This is a genomic window from Chimaeribacter coloradensis (assembly GCF_002858715.1).
GTDB classification, from domain to species: Bacteria; Pseudomonadota; Gammaproteobacteria; order Enterobacterales; family Enterobacteriaceae; genus Chimaeribacter; species Chimaeribacter coloradensis.
This window is the reverse complement of the sequence record NZ_PJZH01000029.1, coordinates 21533-43202: the sequence shown is the minus strand read 5'-3', so window position 1 is coordinate 43202 and position 21670 is coordinate 21533. Positions and strand designations below refer to the sequence as shown.

Annotated in this window: 24 protein-coding genes; 16 read left to right on the top strand and 8 right to left on the bottom strand. The window is 61.7% G+C overall.

The window, feature by feature from the left end:
- The first annotated feature begins 3 nt into the window (after window positions 1-3).
- The 8 genes from lptM to CYR32_RS18425 all read left to right on the top strand — a co-directional run bounded on the left by lptM (window position 4) and on the right by CYR32_RS18425 (window position 8225).
- Window positions 4-201 (top strand): LPS translocon maturation chaperone LptM, encoded by a 198-nt coding sequence (lptM, locus tag CYR32_RS18460; RefSeq protein ID WP_101826617.1) that lies wholly within the window; start codon window positions 4-6, stop codon window positions 199-201.
- Between the two features lie 76 nt (window positions 202-277).
- On the top strand, window positions 278-1102 hold the full coding sequence (dapF, locus tag CYR32_RS18455) for a diaminopimelate epimerase (RefSeq protein ID WP_101826616.1): 825 nt from the start codon (window positions 278-280) through the stop codon (window positions 1100-1102).
- Window positions 1099-1803 (top strand): DUF484 domain-containing protein, encoded by a 705-nt coding sequence (locus CYR32_RS18450; RefSeq protein WP_101826615.1) that lies wholly within the window; start codon window positions 1099-1101, stop codon window positions 1801-1803. Before dapF ends, CYR32_RS18450 begins: the two co-directional genes overlap by 4 nt.
- Window positions 1800-2726: a tyrosine recombinase XerC gene (gene xerC / locus CYR32_RS18445; protein WP_101826614.1), complete on the top strand. Its 927-nt coding sequence runs from the start codon at window positions 1800-1802 to the stop codon at window positions 2724-2726. The genes CYR32_RS18450 and xerC overlap by 4 nt, the downstream gene beginning before the upstream one ends.
- Window positions 2726-3442, top strand: coding sequence for a 5-amino-6-(5-phospho-D-ribitylamino)uracil phosphatase YigB (gene yigB / locus CYR32_RS18440; protein WP_101826613.1), 717 nt, complete (start codon window positions 2726-2728; stop codon window positions 3440-3442). The genes xerC and yigB overlap by 1 nt, the downstream gene beginning before the upstream one ends.
- Window positions 3443-3528: 86 nt before the next feature.
- Complete coding sequence (uvrD, locus tag CYR32_RS18435; protein WP_101826612.1) at window positions 3529-5691, top strand: DNA helicase II; 2163 nt, start codon at window positions 3529-3531, stop codon at window positions 5689-5691.
- A 384-nt stretch (window positions 5692-6075) separates the two neighbouring features.
- A complete protein-coding gene (gene corA, locus CYR32_RS18430) occupies window positions 6076-7026 on the top strand; it encodes a magnesium/cobalt transporter CorA (RefSeq protein ID WP_101826611.1) in 951 nt (316 codons plus the stop codon).
- A 131-nt stretch (window positions 7027-7157) separates the two neighbouring features.
- Window positions 7158-8225, top strand: coding sequence for an AbrB family transcriptional regulator (locus tag CYR32_RS18425; protein WP_420912851.1), 1068 nt, complete (start codon window positions 7158-7160; stop codon window positions 8223-8225).
- Here CYR32_RS18425 and rarD read toward each other — a convergent pair.
- A complete protein-coding gene (gene rarD, locus CYR32_RS18420) occupies window positions 8222-9109 on the bottom strand; it encodes an EamA family transporter RarD (RefSeq protein WP_101826610.1) in 888 nt (295 codons plus the stop codon). The genes CYR32_RS18425 and rarD overlap by 4 nt on opposite strands.
- 86 nt (window positions 9110-9195) lie before the next feature.
- Window positions 9196-9666, bottom strand: a complete 471-nt coding sequence (locus tag CYR32_RS18415) for a thioesterase family protein (RefSeq protein ID WP_101826609.1) — start codon at window positions 9664-9666, stop codon at window positions 9196-9198.
- Window positions 9667-9858: 192 nt separating this feature from the next.
- On the opposite strand from CYR32_RS18415, the gene pldA reads away from it, so the two are divergent.
- From pldA to rhtC, 3 genes are all read left to right on the top strand, one after another.
- Window positions 9859-10737 (top strand): phospholipase A, encoded by an 879-nt coding sequence (pldA, locus tag CYR32_RS18410; protein ID WP_101826608.1) that lies wholly within the window; start codon window positions 9859-9861, stop codon window positions 10735-10737.
- Between the two features lie 67 nt (window positions 10738-10804).
- Window positions 10805-12637 (top strand): ATP-dependent DNA helicase RecQ, encoded by a 1833-nt coding sequence (recQ, locus tag CYR32_RS18405; RefSeq protein WP_101826607.1) that lies wholly within the window; start codon window positions 10805-10807, stop codon window positions 12635-12637.
- A gap of 96 nt (window positions 12638-12733) precedes the next feature.
- The gene (gene rhtC, locus CYR32_RS18400) at window positions 12734-13366 is read left to right on the top strand and encodes a threonine export protein RhtC (protein WP_101826623.1); all 633 of its coding nucleotides are present in this window, start codon (window positions 12734-12736) and stop codon (window positions 13364-13366) included.
- 69 nt (window positions 13367-13435) lie between these two features.
- Here rhtC and rhtB read toward each other — a convergent pair whose 3' ends face one another.
- Window positions 13436-14056 carry a homoserine/homoserine lactone efflux protein gene (gene rhtB / locus CYR32_RS18395; protein WP_101826606.1) on the bottom strand — a complete coding sequence of 207 codons (621 nt, stop codon included), beginning with the start codon at window positions 14054-14056 and terminating at the stop codon, window positions 13436-13438.
- A 114-nt stretch (window positions 14057-14170) separates the two neighbouring features.
- Here rhtB and pldB point away from each other — a divergent pair, with 114 nt between their 5' ends.
- Both pldB and yigL read left to right on the top strand, forming a co-directional pair.
- Entirely contained in the window at window positions 14171-15202 is a 1032-nt protein-coding gene (gene pldB, locus CYR32_RS18390; protein WP_101826605.1) for a lysophospholipase L2, read from the top strand.
- Between the two features lie 26 nt (window positions 15203-15228).
- Window positions 15229-16035 (top strand): sugar/pyridoxal phosphate phosphatase YigL, encoded by an 807-nt coding sequence (yigL, locus tag CYR32_RS18385; RefSeq protein WP_101826604.1) that lies wholly within the window; start codon window positions 15229-15231, stop codon window positions 16033-16035.
- Between the two features lie 57 nt (window positions 16036-16092).
- Here the strand turns inward: yigL and CYR32_RS18380 are convergent, their stop codons facing one another.
- Together CYR32_RS18380 and CYR32_RS18375 are read right to left on the bottom strand one after the other, a co-directional pair.
- On the bottom strand, window positions 16093-16662 hold the full coding sequence (locus tag CYR32_RS18380) for a DcrB family lipoprotein (RefSeq protein ID WP_101826603.1): 570 nt from the start codon (window positions 16660-16662) through the stop codon (window positions 16093-16095).
- 101 nt (window positions 16663-16763) lie between these two features.
- Complete coding sequence (locus CYR32_RS18375; protein ID WP_101826602.1) at window positions 16764-17429, bottom strand: 7-cyano-7-deazaguanine/7-aminomethyl-7-deazaguanine transporter; 666 nt, start codon at window positions 17427-17429, stop codon at window positions 16764-16766.
- Between the two features lie 265 nt (window positions 17430-17694).
- Between CYR32_RS18375 and tusA the strand changes: the two genes are divergently transcribed.
- Complete coding sequence (tusA, locus tag CYR32_RS18370) at window positions 17695-17943, top strand: sulfurtransferase TusA (RefSeq protein WP_101826601.1); 249 nt, start codon at window positions 17695-17697, stop codon at window positions 17941-17943.
- Between the two features lie 40 nt (window positions 17944-17983).
- Here the strand turns inward: tusA and CYR32_RS18365 are convergent, their stop codons facing one another.
- The gene (locus CYR32_RS18365) at window positions 17984-18610 is read right to left on the bottom strand and encodes a lysoplasmalogenase (protein WP_101826600.1); all 627 of its coding nucleotides are present in this window, start codon (window positions 18608-18610) and stop codon (window positions 17984-17986) included.
- Window positions 18611-18812: 202 nt separating this feature from the next.
- On the opposite strand from CYR32_RS18365, the gene CYR32_RS18360 reads away from it, so the two are divergent.
- On the top strand, window positions 18813-19133 hold the full coding sequence (locus CYR32_RS18360) for a DUF1820 family protein (protein ID WP_101826599.1): 321 nt from the start codon (window positions 18813-18815) through the stop codon (window positions 19131-19133).
- A 19-nt stretch (window positions 19134-19152) separates the two neighbouring features.
- On the opposite strand, the gene CYR32_RS18355 is transcribed toward CYR32_RS18360, so the two are convergent.
- Window positions 19153-19431: a DUF1145 family protein gene (locus CYR32_RS18355; RefSeq protein ID WP_101826598.1), complete on the bottom strand. Its 279-nt coding sequence runs from the start codon at window positions 19429-19431 to the stop codon at window positions 19153-19155.
- On the bottom strand, window positions 19421-20044 hold the full coding sequence (rsmD, locus tag CYR32_RS18350; protein WP_101826597.1) for a 16S rRNA (guanine(966)-N(2))-methyltransferase: 624 nt from the start codon (window positions 20042-20044) through the stop codon (window positions 19421-19423). Before rsmD ends, CYR32_RS18355 begins: the two co-directional genes overlap by 11 nt.
- 224 nt (window positions 20045-20268) lie before the next feature.
- Here rsmD and ftsY point away from each other — a divergent pair, with 224 nt between their 5' ends.
- Window positions 20269-21669, top strand: a complete 1401-nt coding sequence (ftsY, locus tag CYR32_RS18345; protein WP_101826596.1) for a signal recognition particle-docking protein FtsY — start codon at window positions 20269-20271, stop codon at window positions 21667-21669.
- Window position 21670: the final 1 nt, after the last annotated feature.

The following is a 21670-nucleotide window of genomic DNA, read 5'->3' as shown; positions in this document are numbered from 1 at the left end:
CGAATGAAAAAAGAATTACGCTGGGCGCTGGCGGCGGTGGCATTGCTGAGTCTTTCCGGCTGTGGCCTGAAAGGCCCGCTCTACTTCCCCCCGGCGGACAAGCCGAAGGTCTCTACCGCACCGTCTGACTCCGGTGACGTGCAGAAAAACCAACAATCCTCGTCCGGTACGCAGAGCACCTCATCGTCTGCCGGTATGTAACAGGGTGAACCACGGCAGGCGCGGCCTGCCCGGGCACCCGGCGTCCGGAATTCGCCGGCAGTAAGCGGAGTATGATATGCAGTTCTCCAAAATGCATGGGCTGGGCAACGACTTCATGGTTGTCGATGCCGTAACACAGAACGTCTATTTCTCACCCGAGCTGATCCGGCGGCTGGCCGACCGCCATACCGGCGTCGGTTTTGACCAGCTGTTGATCGTCGAACCGCCCTACGACCCGGAACTGGATTTTCATTACCGTATCTTCAATGCGGACGGCAGTGAAGTGGCCCAGTGCGGCAACGGCGCACGCTGTTTTGCCCGCTTTGTCCGCCTCAAAGGGCTGACCAACAAACGCGACATCCGCGTCAGTACCCAGACCGGCCGCATGGTGCTGAGCGTGACGGAAAATGATGATGTCTGCGTAAACATGGGTGAACCGAATTTCGAGCCGCAAGGGGTGCCGTTCCGCGCCGCCAAAGCGGAAAAAACCTACATCCTGCGCGCCGCGGAGAGGACGATCCTGTGCGGTGTGGTGTCGATGGGTAACCCGCACTGCGTGCTGCAGGTCGAGGATGTGCTCACCGCCGACGTGGAAACGCTGGGGCCGGTGCTGGAAAGCCACGACCGCTTCCCGGAGCGTGTGAACGTCGGGTTTATGCAGGTGGTGAGCCGTGATCACATCAAGCTGCGCGTGTTTGAGCGCGGAGCCGGGGAAACCCAGGCCTGCGGCAGCGGTGCCTGCGCGGCGGCGGCGGTCGGCATTCTGCAGGAGCTGCTCACCGAGAGCGTGCTGGTGGAGCTGCCGGGCGGCAACCTCAACATCCGCTGGAAAGGGCCGGGCCACCCGCTGTTCATGACCGGGCCGGCCACCCATGTTTATGATGGATTCATTCATTTATGAGTAATGTTGACGATCAGGCGGCCGCCGTCGCGGACCTTAACGACGAGCGGGTACTGCACTATCTGCTGGAACATCCTGATTTCTTTATCCGCAATGCGCGCCGCGTGGAGCAAATGCGCGTCCCGCATCCGGTGCGCGGCTCGGTGTCGCTGGTGGAGTGGCAGCTTGCGCGCCAGCGTAACCAGATCGGGCGGCTGGAAGAGGAGATCACGCTGCTGATGGAGCAGGCCACGGTGAACGAAAGCCTGTTCAACCGCCTGATCCAGCTCCAGGCCGATCTGGCCGGGGCGGAGAGCTTGCAGGATATGCTCGACCGCCTGCACCGCTGGGCGCGCAGCCTCGGGCTGGCCGGGGCGCATGTGCGCCTTTTCACCGAAAGCTGGAAGCTCGGCGCGCCGTCGCACTTTACCCACCTTGGCCTGCCGCGCATGACGTTCGAGTCGTTCCGCATTCCCCGCATGGGCGAGGATAACCACTTCCTCGGCAGCCTCACCGGCCCGGAGCTGCTGCTGCTGTTGCCGCAGGCGAAGCAGGTCGGTTCGGTGGCGCTTTCGCTGATGGGCAGGCAGGGCGAGCTGGGGATGCTGATCTTCAGCAGCCGTGACCCGCACCACTACCACAACGGCATGGGCACCGTGATGCTCGACCAGCTGGCGCGCATGTTGCCCGGCCTGCTGGCGCGCTGGGTGGAACGCGCATGACCGGTTCAGCGGGTGACGCCCTGTTCCCGGCGCTCAGTGAGCCGGTAGAACACTTTCTGCGTTTTTTGAAAAACGAACGGCAGCTCAGCCCGCTGACCATTAAAAATTACCAGCGTGAACTCACCCTGCTGGCGGCGATGGCCGCTAAAGCCGGGGTGCAGGCGTGGCCGCAGCTTGACCCGGCGCGGGTGCGATCACTCGCCGCCAACAGCAAACGCAGCGGCCTGAAAGCGGCCGGCCTGGCGTTAAGGATGTCCGCGTTGCGCAGCTTCCTGGACTGGATGGTCAGCCAGGGCGCGTTGCCGGCCAACCCGGCCAAGGGCATCTCCACGCCGCGCGCGCCGCGCCACCTGCCGAAAAACATGGATGTCGATGAGGTAGACAAGCTGCTCTCCATCGACGTCAACGACCCGCTGGCGGTGCGCGACCGGGCGATGCTGGAGATCATGTACGGGGCCGGGCTGCGTCTGGCGGAAACCGTGGGCATCGACTGCCGCCATGTTGACCGCGCAGGCGGCGAGGTGTGGGTGCTGGGCAAAGGCAGCAAAGAGCGCAAAGTGCCAATCGGCAGCACCGCCTTGCAGTGGCTGGAGAAGTGGCTGGCGCTGCGCGACCAGTTCGGCCCCTCGGATGATGCGCTGTTCCTGTCAAAACAGGGGAAACGTATCTCGGCGCGCAACGTGCAGAAACGCTTTGCCGAGTGGGGCATCAAGCAAGGGGTGAACAGCCATATCCACCCGCATAAACTGCGCCACTCTTTCGCCACGCATATGCTGGAGTCGAGCGGCGATCTGCGGGCGGTGCAGGAGCTGCTGGGCCACGCCAACCTCTCCACCACCCAGATCTATACCCACCTCGACTTCCAGCATCTGGCATCGGTGTATGATGCCGCGCACCCGCGAGCCAAACGAGGAAAATCCTGATGATTGTCTACCGCCCGTTACAGACCATCTCGGCCCTTACTTTCGATCTGGATGACACGCTGTATGACAACGCGCCGGTGATCCGCCGTACCGAGCTGGAGTCGATGAACTTCCTGCGCGGTTACCATCCGCTGCTGGCGGAGGTGGAGTCCGGCCACTTCCAGCAGTTGCGCGCCGAATTGCGCCGGCAGGAGCCGGAGATTTACCACGACGTCACCCAGTGGCGCTGGCGTGCGGTGCACCTCGGGTTGACCCGGCTGGGGCTGAGCGAGGCCCAGGCCTCACAGGGCGCAGACGAGGCGATGGCGCACTTTGCCGAATGGCGCAGCAAAATTGAGGTGCCGCAGGAGACGCACGACACCCTGGCGGCGCTGGCCGCCCGCTGGCCGCTGGTGGCGGTGACCAACGGCAACGCTGACCCGGCCGCTTTCGGGCTGAATGACTATTTCCAGTTCGTGCTGCGTTCAGGGCCGCATGGCCGCGCCAAGCCCTATGAGGACATGTACCACCTGGCGGCGCGCCAGCTCGCCCTGCCGCTGCATGAGATCCTGCATGTCGGTGATGACCTCACCACGGACGTGGCGGGATCGGTGCGCTGCGGGATGCAATCCTGCTGGATTAACCTGCGCGAAGGCAATCTGATGAAAATCCGCGACGCGCGCTTATTGCCCCATATTGAGATTTCGCGGTTGGCTTCGCTGACAGCATTGTTATAATCCTCTGCAATTCTGTATATATCCCCAGTGAAATGCCCGGCAACGTGTTGCCCGGCATTTTCTTCTTACCCAGACAGACGGTGCCTATGGACGTTTCTGACCTGCTCGACAGCCTGAATGATAAACAACGCGAAGCCGTGGCGGCGCCACGCAGCAACCTGTTGGTGTTGGCCGGCGCGGGCAGCGGCAAAACGCGGGTACTGGTGCACCGCATCGCCTGGCTGCTCTCGGTAGAGAACTGCTCGCCCTATTCGATCATGGCGGTGACCTTTACCAACAAAGCGGCGGCCGAAATGCGCCACCGCATCGAGCACCTGATCGGCACCAGCCAGGGCGGGATGTGGATCGGCACCTTCCACGGGCTGGCGCACCGCCTGCTGCGCGCCCACCACCTGGATGCGCGGCTGCCGCAGGATTTCCAGATCCTCGACAGCGAAGACCAGCTCCGCCTGCTCAAGCGCCTGATCAAGGCGATGAACCTGGATGAGAAGCAGTGGCCGGCGCGCCAGGCGATGTGGTACATCAACGGCAAAAAAGATGACGGCCTGCGCCCGCAACACATCGAGAGCTACGGCAACCCGGTGGAGCAGACCTGGCTGCGCGTCTATCAGGCGTATCAGGAGGCGTGTGACCGCGCCGGGCTGGTGGACTTCGCCGAGCTGCTGCTGCGCGCCCACGAGTTGTGGCTGAACAAACCGCACATCCTCAACCACTACCGCGAGCGCTTCACCAATATTCTGGTGGATGAGTTCCAGGACACCAACAGCATCCAGTACGCCTGGATCCGTCTGCTGGCCGGGGATCAGGCCAATGTGATGATCGTCGGCGACGATGACCAGTCGATCTATGGCTGGCGCGGCGCACAGGTAGAGAACATCCAGCGCTTCCTGAACGATTTCCCGAAAGCGGAGACCATCCGCCTGGAGCAGAACTATCGCTCCACCAGCAATATCCTGACCGCAGCCAACACCCTGATCGCCAACAACAACGGCCGGATGGGCAAAAACCTCTGGACGGAAGACGCCGAGGGCGAGCGTATCTCCATCTACTGCGCCTTTAACGAGCTGGACGAAGCGCGCTTTGTGGTGAACCGGATTAAAACCTGGCAGGAGACCGGCAACGCGCTGAATGACTGCGCCATTCTCTACCGCAGCAACGCCCAGTCGCGCGTGCTGGAAGAGGCGCTGTTACAGGCGTCGATGCCGTACCGCATCTATGGCGGGATGCGCTTCTTCGAACGCCAGGAGATCAAGGATTCGCTGGCCTACCTGCGCCTGATCGCCAACCGCAACGACGATGCCGCCTTTGAACGCGTGGTCAACACGCCGACCCGCGGCATCGGTGACCGCACCATCGACGTGGTGCGCCAGACGGCGCGTGAACGCCAGCTGACGCTCTGGCAGTCGACCCGCGCCCTGTTGCAGGAGAAGGCGCTGGCCGGGCGGGCGGCCTCGGCGCTGCAACGCTTCACCGAGCTGGTGGACGCGCTGGCCCATGACACCAGCGAAATGCCGCTGCATGTGCAGACTGACCGGGTCATCAAAGATTCCGGCCTCTGGATGATGTACGAGCAGGAGAAGGGCGAAAAGGGGCAGGCGCGCATCGAAAACCTGGAGGAGTTGGTCAACGCCACCCGCCAGTACAGCTATCAGGATGAAGATGAAGACCTGATGCCGTTGCAGGCGTTCCTCTCCCATGCTGCGCTGGAGGCGGGCGAAGGCCAGGCGGACGCCTATCAGGATGCCGCCCAGCTGATGACGCTGCACTCGGCGAAAGGGCTGGAGTTTAAACAGGTGTTTATCGTCGGCATGGAAGAGGGCATGTTCCCGAGCCAGATGGCGCTGGACGAAGGCGGGCGTCTGGAGGAGGAGCGGCGGCTGGCCTACGTGGGTGTGACGCGCGCGATGCAGAAACTCACCCTGACCTACGCGGAGACGCGCCGCCTCTACGGCAAAGAGGTGTTCCACCGGCCGTCGCGCTTTATCGCGGAGTTGCCGGAGAACTGTATTGAAGAGGTGCGGCTGCGCGCCAGCGTGTCGCGCCCGGTCAACACCCGCCGCATGGGCGCGCCGGTGGTGGCCAATGACAGCGGCTACAGCCTCGGCCAGCGTGTGCGCCACCCGAAATTTGGTGAAGGCACCATTATCAATCTCGAAGGCAGCGGCGACCACAGCCGGTTGCAGATCGCGTTTAACGGCGAAGGCATCAAGTGGCTGGTGGCCGCCTACGCCCGGCTCGAAACGGTCTGACCCGCTTCGCCGGAAGCCCGCCGCGGCGCGGCTTCCGGCCTGCACTTTCCCCTTCCCAATGCCGTGATCCTTTGTTGCACATTAACTGTCGGGCGGCGGTTGACAGTCTTTTTCGTCTCAGCGTAACATGCGCGCACTATTCTTAATGAGGATCTTCGCCTTGGACACACCCAGTAGATACTGGCTCAATAACCTGTTCATAAGGTACAACTTCTAAGGCTATCCTCCTTGCTGATAGCCTTCGTGGTTGTCAGCGACCCTCCTATTGCGTCGCCCCTGAGTCAGAGCCTATCGCGGTCTGAAACACATCCGTGTGACACACCCTTTCGGTGCCGGTGATCCATTGCGTTGCCTCTTTTTGTCGTCACAAGGGAGCCATCGCCTATGCTGAGCGCATTCAAATTAGATAACAGCCGCTTATCCCGCTTAGAGCTGGATGACGCGGACGACCTCACCACCTCGCTGTGGGTTGACCTGATCGAACCCGACGTGGATGAGCGTGAAAAAGTTCAGGCGGAACTGGGCCAGAGCCTGGCGACCCGCCCGGAACTGGACGACATCGAAGCCTCGGCGCGCTTCTTTGAAGATGAAGACGGCCTGCACATTCACTCCTTCTTCTATTACGAAGATGCGGAAGACCACGGCGGCAACTCCACCGTGGCCTTTACCATCCGCGACGGCCGCCTCTACACCCTGCGTGAGCGGGAGCTGCCGGCGTTCCGCCTCTACCGCATGCGCGCCCGCAACCAGATGCTGATTGACGGCAACGCCTACGAGCTGCTGCTGGATCTGTTTGAGACCAAAATCGAACAGCTGGCGGATGAGATTGAGAACATCTACAGCGATCTGGAAAAACTGAGCCGCGTGATCATGGAAGGGCACCAGGGCGACGAATATGACGCCGCGCTCTCGACGCTGGCGGAGCTGGAGGACGTCGGCTGGAAAGTGCGCCTCTGCCTGATGGACACCCAGCGCGCCCTCAACTTCCTGGTGCGTAAGGCGCGGCTGCCGAACGGCCAGCTGGAGCAGGCGCGTGAAGTGCTGCGCGACATCGAATCCCTGCTGCCGCACAACGAGTCGCTGTTCCAGAAGGTGAACTTCCTGATGCAGGCGGCGATGGGCTTTATCAACATCGAGCAGAACCGCATCATCAAGATCTTCTCGGTGGTCTCGGTGGTGTTCCTGCCGCCGACGCTGGTGGCCTCCAGCTACGGGATGAACTTCGAATTTATGCCGGAGCTGAAGTGGTCATTCGGTTACCCGGCGGCGATCGGCCTGATGATCCTGGCCGGGCTGGCACCCTACCTCTATTTCAAACGCAAAAACTGGCTGTAATGGCGTGTCGCTCCCCGGCCCTCGGGGAGCAACGTTCCTTTCTGTGATTTCCCGCACACTTCATCGCCTTTTCCCCCCGCTTCAGCGTACACTGGTCTCTTAATTGTTAACGAAATGTAGATATGGGCACCATGCAGATTAAAAGGATGTCACCCGGCGGCCAGTGGGCACTGCTGTTGTCGTTGTCACTGGTACTGGGCTTCGGCTTACAGTCGGTTCACCTGCCGGCGGCGCTGCTGCTCGGCCCGATGATCGTCGGCGTGGTCATGGGGCTGCTGGGGGCAACCATCCGCGTGCCGCCGCGCGGCTTTATTCTCTCGCAGGGGATTCTGGGCTGTATGATCGCCCAGAGCCTCTCACCCGGCATCCTCACGCCGCTGCTGAATGACTGGCCGATGGTGGTGGCGGTGCTGCTCGGCACCCTGCTGGCGAGCGGCCTTTCCGGCTGGCTGCTGGTGCGCTTCAGCGCGCTGCCGGGGCCGACCGGTGCCTGGGGGTCGTCACCCGGCGGGGCGTCCGCGATGGTGGCGATGGCCGGTGACTTCGGCGCGGATGTGCGGCTGGTGGCCTTTATGCAGTATCTGCGGGTACTGTTCGTCGCCACTGCCGCTGCGCTGGTGGCGCGCATCGGGCTGGGGGATGAGGCGGGCAGCCAGGCGGTGGCGCAGGTGTGGTTCCCGGCGCTGGACTGGCGCTTCCCCGGCACGCTGGCGGTCGCCCTGGTGGGTATCCTGCTCGCGCCGCGGCTGCGCATTCCCTCCGGGGCGCTGCTGGTGCCGGCAATCCTCGGCGCGGTGGTGCACTCCGGCGGCTGGATGACGCTGCAAATCCCGGAATGGTTGCTGGCAATCGCCTATGCGCTGATTGGCTGGACGGTGGGGCTGCGCTTCACGCGCGACATTGTGCTGCTGGCGCTGCGCACCCTGCCGCAGATGCTGGCGTCGATTTTCGGGCTGATGCTGGTGTGCGGGGTGATGGCCTGGGGGCTGACGCAGGTGCTGCCGGTGGATCTGATGACGGCGTATCTCGCCACCAGCCCTGGCGGGCTGGATACGGTGGCAATCATCGCCGCCGGCACCCGGGTGGATATGTCGTTTGTGATGGCGATGCAGACCCTGCGGCTGGTGACAATTCTGGCTACCGGCCCGGCGATGGCGCGCTTTATCTCGCGCCATGCCGGTCAGCCGCAGCCGCGTTAACGCGGTTTGCGCGTGCTGTAGAGGGCGTCCAGGGTGAACAGCAGCAGGCCTCCCCAGATGAAGGCGAAGGTCACCAGCTTGTCGCGGCCGATGGTTTCACCGAAGAAGGTCACTGCCAGCACAAACATCAGCGTCGGGCCGAGGTACTGGAAGAAGCCCAGCGTCGAGAGGCGCAACCGGGTAGCGGCCGCGGTGAAAAACAGCAGCGGGATGGTGGTGACAATCCCGGCCGCCACCAGCAGCAGGTTCAGCGTCATCGGGTTGGTGGTGAGGTGGCTGGTCGGCGTATCGGCAATAAAGAACAGGTAAACCACCGCCGCAGGCAGCAGCCACAGCGTCTCAATCAGCATCCCGGTCTGGGCGTCGATGCCGATCTTCTTACGCAGCAGCCCATACAGCGCGAAGCTGAAGGCCAGCCCCAGCGCAATCACCGGCAGGGAACCGAACTGCCAGAGCTGCACCAGCACGCCGCACACGGCCAGCGCCACCGCTACCCACTGCAAACGGCGGAATCGCTCTCCCAAAAACAGCATCCCAAGCAGCACATTCACCAGCGGGTTGATAAAGTAGCCGAGGCTGGCTTCCAGAATGTGGTGGTTATTCACCGCCCAGATAAACAGCAGCCAGTTACTGCCCACCAGCAGGGCGGTGACGGCCAGCAGCAGCAGTCGTTTCGGCTGGCGCAGGATCCCGCGCACCTTGCCCCAGTTGCGGCTGACGGAGAGCAGGATCAGCATAAAGAAGAATGACCAGACTACGCGGTGGGTCAGGATTTCGCCGGGCGGCACCTGCTGGATCAGTTTGAAATAGGCGGGGGCGATGCCCCAGATAAAATAGGCGGCCAGGGCAAAGAAAATGCCGTGCCGGGTCTGTTTCGCATCCATGTTGTTGGCCTGAAAGAAAAAAGAGGGGGTAGTGTACCGGCATCACCGGGCATTTTCCCGACACTTGTGTGCCGCACAGGGACGATTTAACCGACCAGGTAGGTCGCGGTCGCGCTGGCAATATGCAGCTCGGCGTCATTGTGCAGCTCTACCCGGGCCACGGCCACCTTATTGCCGGCGCGCAGCAGGGTGCCGGTGGCGGCGAAGTGCTCACCGCGCCCCGGCCGCAGGTAATCGACCCGCAGGTCGATGGTGCCCATTTTGGCCATCCGCTCATAGAGCATCTGTTCGGTCAGTTCGCTGTGGCGCAGCAGGGCGCTGCCGACGCACACCAGCCCGGCGGCCACGTCCAGCACGGAGGCGATCACCCCGCCGTGCAAAATCTGCTGGGCGGCATTGCCTACCAGCCGCGTCTGGTGGGTGAAAGTCAGCACCACCTGCTGTTCATCAAACGCGGCCAGCTCCAGGCCAAGTTCACGGTTAAAGGGCATGTCATACACAAAACGTGAGCCGATAAGGCGGCGGGCTGTATCCTGGGAGAGTGGCGTGGCGGTCATAGATCCTCTTGCTGAAAACGTAGGCGGAAAAAGGCGTTAATGTTAATGTAATGTGGATTCTATGCTTCTAATTTGTTGCTTTCCAGCCGCGTGCCGATAATTCGAAACACCACTAATCGCCAATCGCATTTGTGTGTAAAATGGCCTCCCTTCGGGGTGAGCCTATTTTTTTTAAGAATGATTGGAGGGGTTATGCGCAGTTATTGGGGGATCGGCATGGTGTTATTAGCAGCACCGGCACTGGTTCAGGCTGAAGAGGCCACCGTTAAAAAAATTCATGATTACCCCACAGTACGTGGCAGTGTGATTGCCAGTATGTTGCAGGACCATGATAACCCTTTTACCCTGTACCCTTACGAAACCAACTATCTGCTGTATACCTACTCAGATAAGATAAACACCAAGGCGATTGAGTCCTACGACTGGGCCGACAACACCAAAAAAGATGAGGTCGAGTTCCAGCTGAGCCTGGGCTTCCCGATCTGGCGCGGCATCGCCGGGGACAACTCCCTGCTGGCGGCCTCCTATACCCAGCACTCATTCTGGCAGCTCTCCAACCGCGGCGAATCGTCACCGTTCCGCGAAACCAACTATGAGCCGCAGGTGTTTGTGGGCTGGGCCACGGACTATACCTTCGCCGGCTGGACATTGCGCGAAGTGGAGACCGGCTTTAACCATGACTCCAACGGCCGTTCCGACCCGACCTCCCGCAGCTGGAACCGCCTCTACGCCCGGTTCATGGCGCAGCACGGCAACTGGCAGGTGGATCTCAAACCCTGGTATCGCCTGCCGGAGAGCGAGGCCAACGACGATAACCCGGACATCACCAAATACATGGGCTATTACCGCCTGAAAGTCGGGTACGCCTGGGGCGACAGCGTCTTCAGCGTCAACGGCCGCTATAACTGGAACACCGGCTACGGCGGCGCGGAAGCGGGGTGGAGCTATCCGATCACCCGCCATGTCCGCTTCTACACGAAGGTCTTCAGCGGCTACGGCGAATCGCTGATCGACTACAACTACAAGCAGACGCGCATTGGTGTCGGTGTCATGCTCAACGACATCATGTAACCGGCGCGTTTGCGCATCATCACCGGCGGGGCGGTTGCCCGCCGGTTCGTAAAAATTGGGGAAACGAGTGTCTACGGCGGCAGTAATCAATAAAGCGTTGCTGGCCGAGCAGGTGTTGCACGACACCTTCGGCTACCAGCAATTCCGTCCGGGTCAGCAAACCATCATTAACACCGCGCTTGAAGGGCGCGACTGTCTGGTGGTGATGCCCACCGGTGGCGGCAAATCCCTGTGTTACCAAATCCCTGCCCTGGTTATGGATGGCCTGACGCTGGTGGTCTCACCGCTGATCTCCCTGATGAAAGACCAGGTTGATCAGCTGCTGGCCAACGGTGTGGCGGCGGCGTGCCTCAACTCCAGCCAGACGCGCGAGCAGCAGCACGAGGTGTTGTCAGCCTGCCGCAACGGCCAGATCAAGATGCTCTACATCGCGCCGGAACGGCTGATGATGGACAACTTCCTCGACCAGCTGCCGCAGCTTAACCCGGCGTTGCTGGCGGTGGACGAAGCGCACTGTATCTCCCAGTGGGGCCACGACTTCCGCCCGGAGTACCGGGCGCTGGGGCAGCTGAAATCCCGCTTCCCAAATTTGCCGGTGATCGCCCTGACGGCCACCGCCGACGACGCCACGCGCAACGACATCGTGCGCGGGCTGGCGCTGCACGACCCGCTGATTGAGATCAGCAGCTTTGACCGGCCCAACATCCGCTACACGCTGGTGGAAAAGTACAAACCGCTCGACCAGCTCTGGCGCTTTGTGCAGGACCAGCGCGGCAAATGCGGCATTATTTACTGCGGCAGCCGGGCGAAGGTGGAAGACACCACCGCCCGGTTGCAGGCGCGCGGCCTGAGCGTCGGCGCGTACCACGCCGGGCTGGAGAGCGAGCGCCGCGCCCAGGTGCAGGACGCCTTCCAGCGTGATGATTTGCAGGTAGTGGTGGCGACCGTGGCGTTCGGCATGGGCATCAACAAGCCCAACGTGCGCTTCGTGGTGCATTTCGACATCCCGCGCACCATTGAGGCCTACTATCAGGAGACCGGGCGCGCCGGGCGTGACGGCCTGCCCGCCGAGGCGATCCTGCTCTACGACCCGGCCGACATGGCCTGGCTGCGCCGCTGCCTGGAGGAGAAACCCGCCGGGCCGCAACAGGATGTGGAGCGCCACAAGCTCAACGCGATGGGCGCATTTGCGGAAGCGCAGACCTGCCGCCGCCTGGTGTTGCTGAATTACTTTGGCGAAGGGCGGCAGACGCCGTGCGGCAACTGCGACATCTGCCTCGACCCGCCGAAACGCTACGACGGCCTGCTCGACGCGCAAAAAGCGCTCTCCGCCGTGGCGCGTGTCGGCCAGCGGTTCGGCATCGGCTATGTGGTGGAGGTGCTGCGCGGGGCGAATAACCTGCGCATCCGGGATAACGGCCACGATAAGCTGTCGGTGTATGGCCTCGGCCGTGACCAGACCACCGAGCACTGGGTCAGCGTCTTCCGCCAGCTGATCCACCTCGGGATGATCAGCCAGAACATCGCCATGCATTCGGCGCTGCAACTCACCGAGGCAGCCCGCCCGGTGCTGCGCGGTGACGCGCCGCTGCAACTGGCGGTGCCGCGCATCCAGGCGCCCAAAGCGCGCAGCGGCAGCAGCCCGAAAAGCTACGGCGGCAATTACGACCGCAAACTGTTCGCCAAATTGCGCAAATTGCGCAAGTCGATCGCCGACGAGGCGAACGTCCCGCCCTATGTGGTGTTTAACGACGCGACCCTGCTGGAGATGGCGGAACAGATGCCGACCTCGCCGGGCGAGCTGCTCAGCGTCAACGGCGTCGGCCAGCGCAAACTAGAGCGCTTCGGTACGCCGTTCCTCAGCATGATCCGTGATCATCTCGACAACGACGATGACTGATCCCCGCCGGTAAAAAGCCTCACCGTATGTGATGGCGGCGTTGCCCGCCATCACATACTATGTAGGCCTCTCTTCTCTTTTGTGAGCGTCCTGCTGATGTTAATCCTGTTTTTGACTGTTGCTCTGGTTCATCTGGTGGCATTAATCAGCCCCGGCCCTGACTTTTTCTTTGTCTCCCAGACGGCCGCCAGCCGTTCGCGCCGTGAGGCGATGATGGGCGTGGTGGGGATTTCACTGGGGATCGTGATCTGGGCGGGGGTAGCGCTGATGGGCCTGCACCTGCTGCTGGAAAAAATGGCCTGGCTGCACCAGGGGATCATGGTCGGCGGCGGCCTCTACCTGCTGTGGATGGGCTACCAATTGCTGCGCTCCGCGAAAGCCAAGGCCGCGCAAACGGCCTCCGCCACCGGTGAGACCCCGAAAGTGGAGCTGCCGGCGCGCGGCCGCACCTTTATGCGCGGCTTCCTGACTAACCTCTCCAACCCGAAAGCGGTGATCTACTTCGGCAGCGTCTTCTCGCTGTTTGTCGGGGATGACGTCGGCAGCGCTGAGCGCTGGGGCCTGTTCGTGATGATTGTGGCGGAAACCTTCGCCTGGTTCTCTATCGTCGCGGTGGTGTTCGCCCTGCCGGTGATGCGCCGCGGCTATCAGCGCCTGGCGAAGTGGATTGATGGCGTGGCGGGGGTGTTGTTTGCGGGGTTCGGGATTCACCTGATTATCTCCCGCTGACGTGCCGGCGATTAACGCAGAACAATAAAAAAGGGCAGCCTCGCGGCTGCCCTTTTGCGTCAGGGGTTTCTACACCCGCCGGGCGGTCGCCAGCAGGGCACCGACCAGCATAAACAGCGAGCCGAAAATGCGGTTGAGCAGGGTCATCTGTTTCGGCGCTTTCACCCAGTTGGCCAGGCGGCGGGCGAGGGTGGCGTAACCAACCATCACGATAATGTCCACCACCACGGTGGTGACCCCGAGGATCACATACTGCATCGCCTGCGGCTGGTGCGGCACGATAAACTGCGGGAACAACGCGGCCAGAAACACGATGCTTTTCGGGTTGGTCAGGTTCACCAGTACCGCGCGGCGGAACAGCTGGCGGCGCGGCATACTGCCCGCCAGCGCGTGCAGATCCACCGCCCCGGCGGCGCGCCACTGCTGGATGCCGAGCCAGATCAGGTAGGCCGCGCCCAGCCACTTCAGCAGCTCAAACGCCAGCAGCGATTGTGAAATCAGTGCCCCCAGCCCAATCCCCACCAGCACGATGTGCAGGCTTAAGCCGAGCTGCAACCCGGCGATAGAGGCCACCGCGCCGCGGTAACCGTGGCTGAGGCTGGTACTCATGGTATTAATGGCACCCGAACCGGGCGACAGGCTGAGAATAACGGTTGTCAGAAGGTAGGTTAACCACCAGTCCAAGGTCATGGGCAAAGCTCCCTGATTGCGCTGTTTTGTGCCACAATACGCTATTGTCAGGGGTTGCGCTACAGCCTGACATGGCGCGTATTTCGCGGTATTACCGGGCTACGGACAGACACGATGTCACACATTTACGAGAGCTGGCTTACACGGGAATTAGGCTTTGCCGCCTTTTCTACCGGGCCGCTGCTGGATTTCTGGCGCGGGCGGCAGGAAGGCGAGTTCATGGGCGTCAATAACGTGCCGATCCGCTATGTGCGGTTCTGCCATCCGGCGGGTGAGAAAGTGATTGTGGTGTCGCCGGGGCGCATCGAGAGCTACATGAAATACCCGGAAGTGGCTTACGATCTGTTCCACTGCGGCTATGACGTGATGATCCTCGACCACCGCGGCCAGGGCCGCTCCGGCCGGGTGCTGGAAGACAGCCACCGCGGCCATGTCCACCTGTTCGATGACTACGTGGATGACTTCGCCACCTTCTGCCGTGAGGTCGTGGCCCCGGCCGGTTACCGCCACCACTATGCGCTGGCGCACTCTATGGGCGGCGCGATTCTGGCGCTGTTCCTGGCGCGCCGCCGCGCCGCCGGCACCCCGCGCTTTTTTGAGGCCGCGGCCCTGTGCGCGCCGATGACCGGCATCTTCCTGCCGATGCCGGGCTGGATGGCGCGCCGCATCCTGAACTGGGCGGAGAGCAAACCGGCGCGGCGTGACTTCTACGCCATCGGCACCGGCCACTGGCAGCCGTTGCCCTTTCTGGTGAACCGCTTAACCCACAGCCGTGAACGTTACCGGCGCGCCGTGCGCTACTACGCGGATTACCCGGAGCTGCAGGTCGGCGGGCCGACCTACCACTGGGTGCGCGAAGGGGTGCAGGCCGGGGAGCAGATCCTGGCGCAGGCGAAACACATTGATACGCCGCTGCTGCTGTTACAGGCCAGTGAGGACCGGGTGGTGGATAACCGCTCGCAGTTGTTATTTTGTCAGGCGATGGCTAAAGCGGGGCGCCCGTGTGAAGGGGGCAAGCCGCTGGTCATTAAAGGCGCGCGCCATGAGATCCTGTTCGAACGGGACGACCAGCGCGCGGAGGCGCTCAACGCCATCATGCGCTTTTTTGCGCAACACCCTCAATCCGGCGGCGATGGCTGCCCTTAACTCCATCAGAGGTTAGAAGTATCGCTATGTACCATGTTGTCGCATCCGATTTAGACGGCACCCTGCTGTCGCCCGACCACACCCTGACGCCCTACGCCAAAGAGACGCTGAAACTGCTGACCCGTGAGGGCATCCATTTTGTGTTTGCCACCGGCCGCCACCATGTGGACGTCGGCCAGATCCGGGATAACCTGGAGATCAGCGCCTTTATGATCACCTCCAACGGCGCGCGCGTGCACAATACCGAAGGCGAGCTGATCTTCTCGCATAACCTCGACGGCGAGATCGCCCGCGATCTCTATGGGATCGTGCATGACAACCCGGCGATCCTCACCAACGTCTACCGCAATGATGACTGGTACATGAACCGCGACCGCCCGGACCAGGATGAGTTCTTCCAGGAATCCGTGTTCAACTACACGCTGTTTGAACCAGCGCTGCTGGAAACCGACGGCATCTGCAAAGTCTACTTTACCTGTGAAGACCACGACGAGCTGCTGCGCCTGGAAGAGACCATCAATACGCGCTGGGGCGACAGGGTCAACGTCAGCTTCTCTTTCCCGACCTGCCTGGAAGTGATGGCGGGCGGCGTCTCCAAAGGCCATGCGCTGGAGCAGGTCGCGGCGCTGCTGGGCTACTCGCTGGCGGACTGCATCGCCTTTGGTGACGGCATGAACGATTTCGAAATGCTCTCAATGGCGGGCAAAGGCTGCATCATGCGTGACGCGCACCAGCGCCTGAAAGATCGCCTGCCGCACCTGGAGCAGATTGGCTCAAACGTGGATGATGCAGTGCCGCACTACCTGCGCCGGATGTACCTGTCGGGCGGCTAAGCCCACAAAAAAGAAAAGCGAGGCCGGGGCCTCGCTTTTTTTAGGTCAACGGCTGGGTTACTTGAACTTCAGCGTGTTGATGATGCTTTCCGCCTGGGTCTGCGCCTGCTGCTGGTTATCTGCCGGCAGGGTGATTTGCAGAGTCAGCAGGTGGTTATCCACCTTCGCCAGCACCACGGAGGAGTAGGCTTTCTTACCGCTGGTGGCGATGACGCTGTCCAGCTGTTGTGCCGGCTGGCCGTCAACGGTGATGCTCTTATTGGTCACGACCTGCAGATCCGGGTCGCGTGAGCGCTGCTGATCTTCCAGGCGTGTCGCCAGCACATCCAGCCCGTCAGGGCTGTTGTCGCTCAGCAGCACAATAATCGCTTTCTGGCCGCTCTCATCAGCGTAGACGTGCATATTATTGGCCTGGGTGCCCAGCTTGCCGCTCTGGTCCGTCATGTCACCCGGCATGGTGAATGTGACGTTGCCGTTGAGCAGGTTCACCTGCTGGCCGGCCGCGGTCTGGGTGGTGGTCTGGTCGGCGTCCGGCGCAGCGTGGGTCTTCTCATCGCTGTTGCCGTCACAGGCCGCAAGGCCCGTAACCAGCAGGCCAATCCCGATATAGCTAACAAGTTTACGCATTAGGGCTTCCTTCTTGATCATGAATCCATGACTTTCGGCCCTTATCGCACCTTATTCAGTTCCGAAAAGCAAGTCAGACTTTTGCGCAAACTGCCCGGCAATCAATGCATCCGGTACTGCATCTGTTGGCTGCCGTCGCTGAGGCGCTTCAGCAGGCGGTTCAGCAGCAGGCCATACATCGGCAGGAAGAAGATCAGGCAGATAAGCACCTTGAAACTGTAGTCCACCAGCGCGATCTCCACCCAGTGCTGCGCCATGAACAGGTCGCTGCTCTTGTAAAAGGCGATGAAGAAGAAGGAGAGCGTGTCACTGATGTTGCCGAAAAACATCGAGGCGGCCGGGGCGACCCACCAGCGGTGCGTCTGGCGCAGGCGGTTGAACACATGCACATCCAGGATCTGGCCGAGCACATAGGCCATAAAGCTGGCGATGGCGATACGCGCCACAAACAGGTTGAACTGCGTGACGGCCTCCATCCCCTGCCAGTTACCCTGGTAGAACACCACCGAGACCAGGTAGGAGATCAGCAACGCCGGCACCATCACCGCCAGGATAATCCGCCGTGCCAGTGACGCGCCGAAGATGCGTACCGTCAGGTCAGTGGCCAGGAAGATAAACGGGAAGGTGAACGCGCCCCAGGTGGTGTGGAAGCCGAAAATGTCGATCGGCAACTGCACCAGATAGTTACTGGAGGTAATGATCAGGATGTGGAACAGGGAAAGCCAGACCAGCGCAGACATCCGCTGCTGCGGGGAAAAATGGTACATCGATGTCACCTTTTTAGTGATGGGGTGAGGGAACCCAGTAGTGCACCCGCCGCCCCAGAGCGGGCAGGCGCGCGATTCACCGCAGTATAGCGGCGCGGCGCGCATATTACCTGTTTGCGCAACTGATGCAAGTGGTTAAATGATGCGCAAACGTTCACGTGGCTTGCGCCAGATTTCAGCGGCGGTACACTGTGCCCCTTTCCGGCCGCGGCCTGCTGCCGCGCCCTGCCGGGTCATGCCCGGCCAGCTTTGAGTGAGAGAAACCATGACAGACTTATTTTCCCAGGCAGATAAAACGCTGGATGCGCTGGGTCTGCGTTGCCCGGAGCCGGTAATGATGGTGCGCAAAGCGGTGCGCCATATGGAAGAGGGGGAGACGTTGCTGATTATCGCGGACGATCCGGCCACCACGCGGGACATCCCCGGTTTCTGCCGTTTTATGGAACATACCCTGCTGGCCTCGGAAACGGACACCCTGCCGTACCGTTACCTGCTGCGCAAAGGCGTCGCCTGAAGGGAAGCGGGCCTGCGCCGGGGCGGCGCAGGCCTCTGGGTTACAGCACCATCGACCGGACAATCATAAAGTGCCCGCCGAAATAGCAGGCCGCGACCAGCGCATCCGCCGCGCGGAATTTTATGCGGTAGTGGTTTACCAGCCCCAGAATCACCGACAGCAGCAGCAGTGAAGAGCCGACCAGGATGGAGAAGGTGAAATCGGTGCTGCGCATGTAGTACTGCTCACCCGCCAGCCACACCATCAGCAGCGTCATCGCCACAAAGGTCACCACCGGCCAGCGCAGATCCTCCAGCCTGCTCCAGATTACCGCCAGCAGCACTGCCCCGATGATCACCAGCGTCAGCGGCAGCGGCCAGAACAGCGAAATGGTCATCTGGGTGGCGAAACTCAGCGTATAGAACAGGTGGGAGAGGAAAAACGCACCGAGTGCGTACATCACCCGCGATTTCGGCAACAGCATCAGCGCGTCACCGAGCAGGGTGGCGACCAGCCCCATGATAATCAGGTAGCCATACACCGACAGCACCGGGGTCTCCAGCGCCAGCAGCAGCAACAGCAGCAGGGTGACCGGCTTAAACAGCCAGCGCTGCCAGTCCGGGCCGCGATAACTGGCATCCACATATAGCCAGGCCGAAAAAACTACCGCAAGTAAAGGCCAACTCATTCTGTTTCCCTCTTAACGTTTATGTTTTTCATCATGACAGCCCTGCGGCTGCCTTTCCCTCTGTCTGATTCAGTGTAGGGGAAAGCGCCGGGGGCGGACAATCGGATTCCCGGTGCTTTACCGTCCGTTACACTGGCCGCCGCCACCGTGATATGTTAGCGAAAAGCGGGCGTTTTCCCGCTGACAGCAGGAGGGGAGAGTGATGAGCAATGAGCAACCGCTGTACCGGATTCAGTTCATGAATAACGGCAAGAATTATCAGCTCTATGTGCGGGAAGTGGTGCAGGGCGCGCTGTTCGGCTTTATAGAGATTGCGGACTTCGTGTTTGACAGCCACTCCACGGTGCTGGTGGACCCGTCCGCGGAGCGGCTGAAAAGCGAGTTTGCCGGGGTGACCCGCAGCTACATTCCGCTGCAGGCGGTGATCCGTATCGATGCCGTGACCGAGCGCGGCAGCGCGCGCATTTCAGAACTGGGCGATAACGTCGCGCCTTTTCCCCACCTGCCCGGCAGGAAACCGTGACGCCGCGCCCTGGGGCGGATTATTTCTTCTTCTTCAGGGCCGGTTGTTTCTTCTGCCACGCCAGCAGCTCAAACACCCCGAACAGGAAAATGCGGAACTGCTGCGCGCGGCTCAGCGCCGGGCCGTCTTTCGGCTGGGTCGACTTCAGCAGCGTCAACTGCAGGCCATGCATCAGCGCCATAAAGATCATCGCCACATTCAGGAAGATGTTCAGCGGCTTCGGGAACGGGTGAACCAGGTTCGCGAGCAGGAAAGCCCAGATGCAGAGCATCAAAACGCGGCCAATATTAATCAACATCAGGGGAGTTCTCCTCAGGTGCCGGCGGCGTCTCTGCACACGGGCGGATATAGAGCCGGTAGGCGACCTGCCCGGCGACTTTTTCACGGTGTAACTGCCAGCCCGCAGGCACGGCGGTGGCCGCGCTTTCGGCCTCTGCTTCAATATAGATCCAGGCATCCGGCGCCAGCCAGTTGCGCTGCTCCAGCAGCGTGACGGTGGCGTCCAGAATGCCTTTGCGGAACGGCGGGTCGAGGAACACCACATCGTACGGCGTGCCGGGCTGATCCAGCCAGTTCAGGGCGTTGGTGTTGACCACCTCGGCGCTCTCCGGGCGCAGCAGCGCCAGGTTTTTCTCCAGCTGCTGCGCCACCGGGCGCTCATACTCCAGCAGAGTGGCGTGCGCGGCGTAGCGGGAGAGCGCCTCCAGCCCCAGCGCGCCGCTGCCGGCAAAGCAGTCCAGGCAGCGTGCGCCGCGGATCACCGGGGCGAGCCAGTTGAACAGGGTTTCACGTACCCGGTCGGTGGTCGGGCGCAGGCCGGGGCTGTGCGGCACCGGGAGTTTCCGGCCACGCCACTGCCCGCCGATAATGCGGATTTGCCCGGCCGGGGCGGATTGCGGTTTTTTTGCCATATCTCGTTTCAATTTTCAGCGGCCGAACCGGCAGCACTCACATACAGTTTGGTGGGCTATTCTACCGGTGTGGCGTTTCAGGGCAAATGTTTCGCCATGCCCGTGAAAACAGCGGCTTTGCACCGGCTGAGGTGTATTGACGCTTACATAAAGTGATAGACTGCCGGGTTCATAACGTTTTAATGCCCTGACGCCCGGTCACTGGCGAGGAGTGAAGTCTAAAAATGGCAAAAGAGAAAAAACGCGGGTTTTTCTCCTGGTTTGGTCGTAACCGTCAGGAAGAGAAAACCGAACAGGAAGAGGTTGTCGTCTCACCGGAAGAGGCCACCGCACCGGAGGCACCCACCGCGGAGCCGCACGTTGAGCCGCCGGTCGCTGAGCCTGCCCCACCGCCGCGCGCTGACGCGCCGGCCCCTGCAACCGCCGAACCTGAACCGGTCGCTGAACCGGCAGAACCCGAGCCGGTGGCGGCTGCCGTGCCGGAGCAGCTGGCGCAGGAGATTGTTACCATCACTGAGCAGGTGGCTGACGAGCAGGCTACCGCCCACCAGCCGGTGGAGCAGACCAGCGCCGCCATCCCGGCGCTGGCAAACGACCGCGGCGAGACGCTGACGGAAGCGGCGCTGGAAGAGGACGCGGCCCCGCTGGATCTCGCGCCGATTGTGCCCGCCGAGGCGCTGCCGCAGGAGCAGGAACGCCCGACCAAAGAGGGCTTCTTCGCCCGCCTGAAACGCAGCCTGGTCAAAACCAAACAGAACCTCGGCTCCGGCTTTATCGGCCTGTTCCGCGGCAAGAAAATTGATGACGACCTGTTCGAGGAGCTGGAAGAGCAGCTGCTGATCGCCGACGTGGGCGTTGAGACCACCCGCCGCATCATCACCTCGCTGACCCAGCACGCCAGCCGCAAAGAGCTGAAAGATGCCGAGCAGCTCTACGGCAAACTGAAAGAGGAGATGGCGGAGATCCTGGCGAAAGTCGATGAGCCGCTGGACGTCACCACCCATACGCCGTTTGTGATCCTGATGGTCGGCGTCAACGGCGTCGGGAAAACCACCACCATCGGCAAGCTGGCGCGCCAGTTTGAGGCGCAGGGCAAATCCGTGATGCTGGCCGCCGGTGACACCTTCCGTGCCGCGGCGGTGGAGCAGCTCCAGGTCTGGGGCCAGCGCAACAACATCCCGGTGGTGGCACAGCACACCGGCGCGGATTCCGCATCAGTGATCTTTGACGCCCTCCAGGCGGCCAAAGCGCGCAAAATCGATGTGCTGATCGCCGACACCGCCGGCCGTCTGCAGAATAAATCGCACCTGATGGAAGAGCTGAAGAAGATTGTCCGCGTCATGAAAAAACTGGACGAGAACGCCCCCCATGAGGTTATGCTCACGCTGGATGCCAGTACCGGGCAGAATGCGGTCAGCCAGGCGAAATTGTTCAATGAGGCCGTGGGCCTGACCGGCATCACGCTGACAAAACTGGACGGCACGGCGAAGGGTGGGGTGATCTTCTCTATCGCTGACCAGTTCGGTATCCCGATCCGTTACATCGGCGTCGGGGAAAGCATTGAAGATTTGCGGCCGTTTAAGGCCGACGATTTTATTGAGGCACTTTTTGCCCGAGAGGATTAAT

Bases quoted from the DNA above. Each gene is read 5' to 3' on its own strand.
- lptM (WP_101826617.1), top strand. From the start codon at position 4: ATGAAAAAAGAATTACGCTGGGCGCTGGCGGCGGTGGCATTGCTGAGT.
- dapF (WP_101826616.1), top strand. From the start codon at position 278: ATGCAGTTCTCCAAAATGCATGGGCTGGGCAACGACTTCATGGTTGTC.
- CYR32_RS18450 (WP_101826615.1), top strand. From the start codon at position 1,099: ATGAGTAATGTTGACGATCAGGCGGCCGCCGTCGCGGACCTTAACGAC.
- xerC (WP_101826614.1), top strand. From the start codon at position 1,800: ATGACCGGTTCAGCGGGTGACGCCCTGTTCCCGGCGCTCAGTGAGCCG.
- yigB (WP_101826613.1), top strand. From the start codon at position 2,726: ATGATTGTCTACCGCCCGTTACAGACCATCTCGGCCCTTACTTTCGAT.
- uvrD (WP_101826612.1), top strand. From the start codon at position 3,529: ATGGACGTTTCTGACCTGCTCGACAGCCTGAATGATAAACAACGCGAA.
- corA (WP_101826611.1), top strand. From the start codon at position 6,076: ATGCTGAGCGCATTCAAATTAGATAACAGCCGCTTATCCCGCTTAGAG.
- CYR32_RS18425 (WP_420912851.1), top strand. From the start codon at position 7,158: ATGCAGATTAAAAGGATGTCACCCGGCGGCCAGTGGGCACTGCTGTTG.
- rarD (WP_101826610.1), bottom strand. From the start codon at position 9,109: ATGGATGCGAAACAGACCCGGCACGGCATTTTCTTTGCCCTGGCCGCC.
- CYR32_RS18415 (WP_101826609.1), bottom strand. From the start codon at position 9,666: ATGACCGCCACGCCACTCTCCCAGGATACAGCCCGCCGCCTTATCGGC.
- pldA (WP_101826608.1), top strand. From the start codon at position 9,859: ATGCGCAGTTATTGGGGGATCGGCATGGTGTTATTAGCAGCACCGGCA.
- rhtC (WP_101826623.1), top strand. From the start codon at position 12,734: ATGTTAATCCTGTTTTTGACTGTTGCTCTGGTTCATCTGGTGGCATTA.
- rhtB (WP_101826606.1), bottom strand. From the start codon at position 14,056: ATGACCTTGGACTGGTGGTTAACCTACCTTCTGACAACCGTTATTCTC.
- pldB (WP_101826605.1), top strand. From the start codon at position 14,171: ATGTCACACATTTACGAGAGCTGGCTTACACGGGAATTAGGCTTTGCC.
- yigL (WP_101826604.1), top strand. From the start codon at position 15,229: ATGTACCATGTTGTCGCATCCGATTTAGACGGCACCCTGCTGTCGCCC.
- CYR32_RS18380 (WP_101826603.1), bottom strand. From the start codon at position 16,662: ATGCGTAAACTTGTTAGCTATATCGGGATTGGCCTGCTGGTTACGGGC.
- CYR32_RS18375 (WP_101826602.1), bottom strand. From the start codon at position 17,429: ATGTACCATTTTTCCCCGCAGCAGCGGATGTCTGCGCTGGTCTGGCTT.
- tusA (WP_101826601.1), top strand. From the start codon at position 17,695: ATGACAGACTTATTTTCCCAGGCAGATAAAACGCTGGATGCGCTGGGT.
- CYR32_RS18365 (WP_101826600.1), bottom strand. From the start codon at position 18,610: ATGAGTTGGCCTTTACTTGCGGTAGTTTTTTCGGCCTGGCTATATGTG.
- CYR32_RS18360 (WP_101826599.1), top strand. From the start codon at position 18,813: ATGAGCAATGAGCAACCGCTGTACCGGATTCAGTTCATGAATAACGGC.
- CYR32_RS18355 (WP_101826598.1), bottom strand. From the start codon at position 19,431: ATGTTGATTAATATTGGCCGCGTTTTGATGCTCTGCATCTGGGCTTTC.
- rsmD (WP_101826597.1), bottom strand. From the start codon at position 20,044: ATGGCAAAAAAACCGCAATCCGCCCCGGCCGGGCAAATCCGCATTATC.
- ftsY (WP_101826596.1), top strand. From the start codon at position 20,269: ATGGCAAAAGAGAAAAAACGCGGGTTTTTCTCCTGGTTTGGTCGTAAC.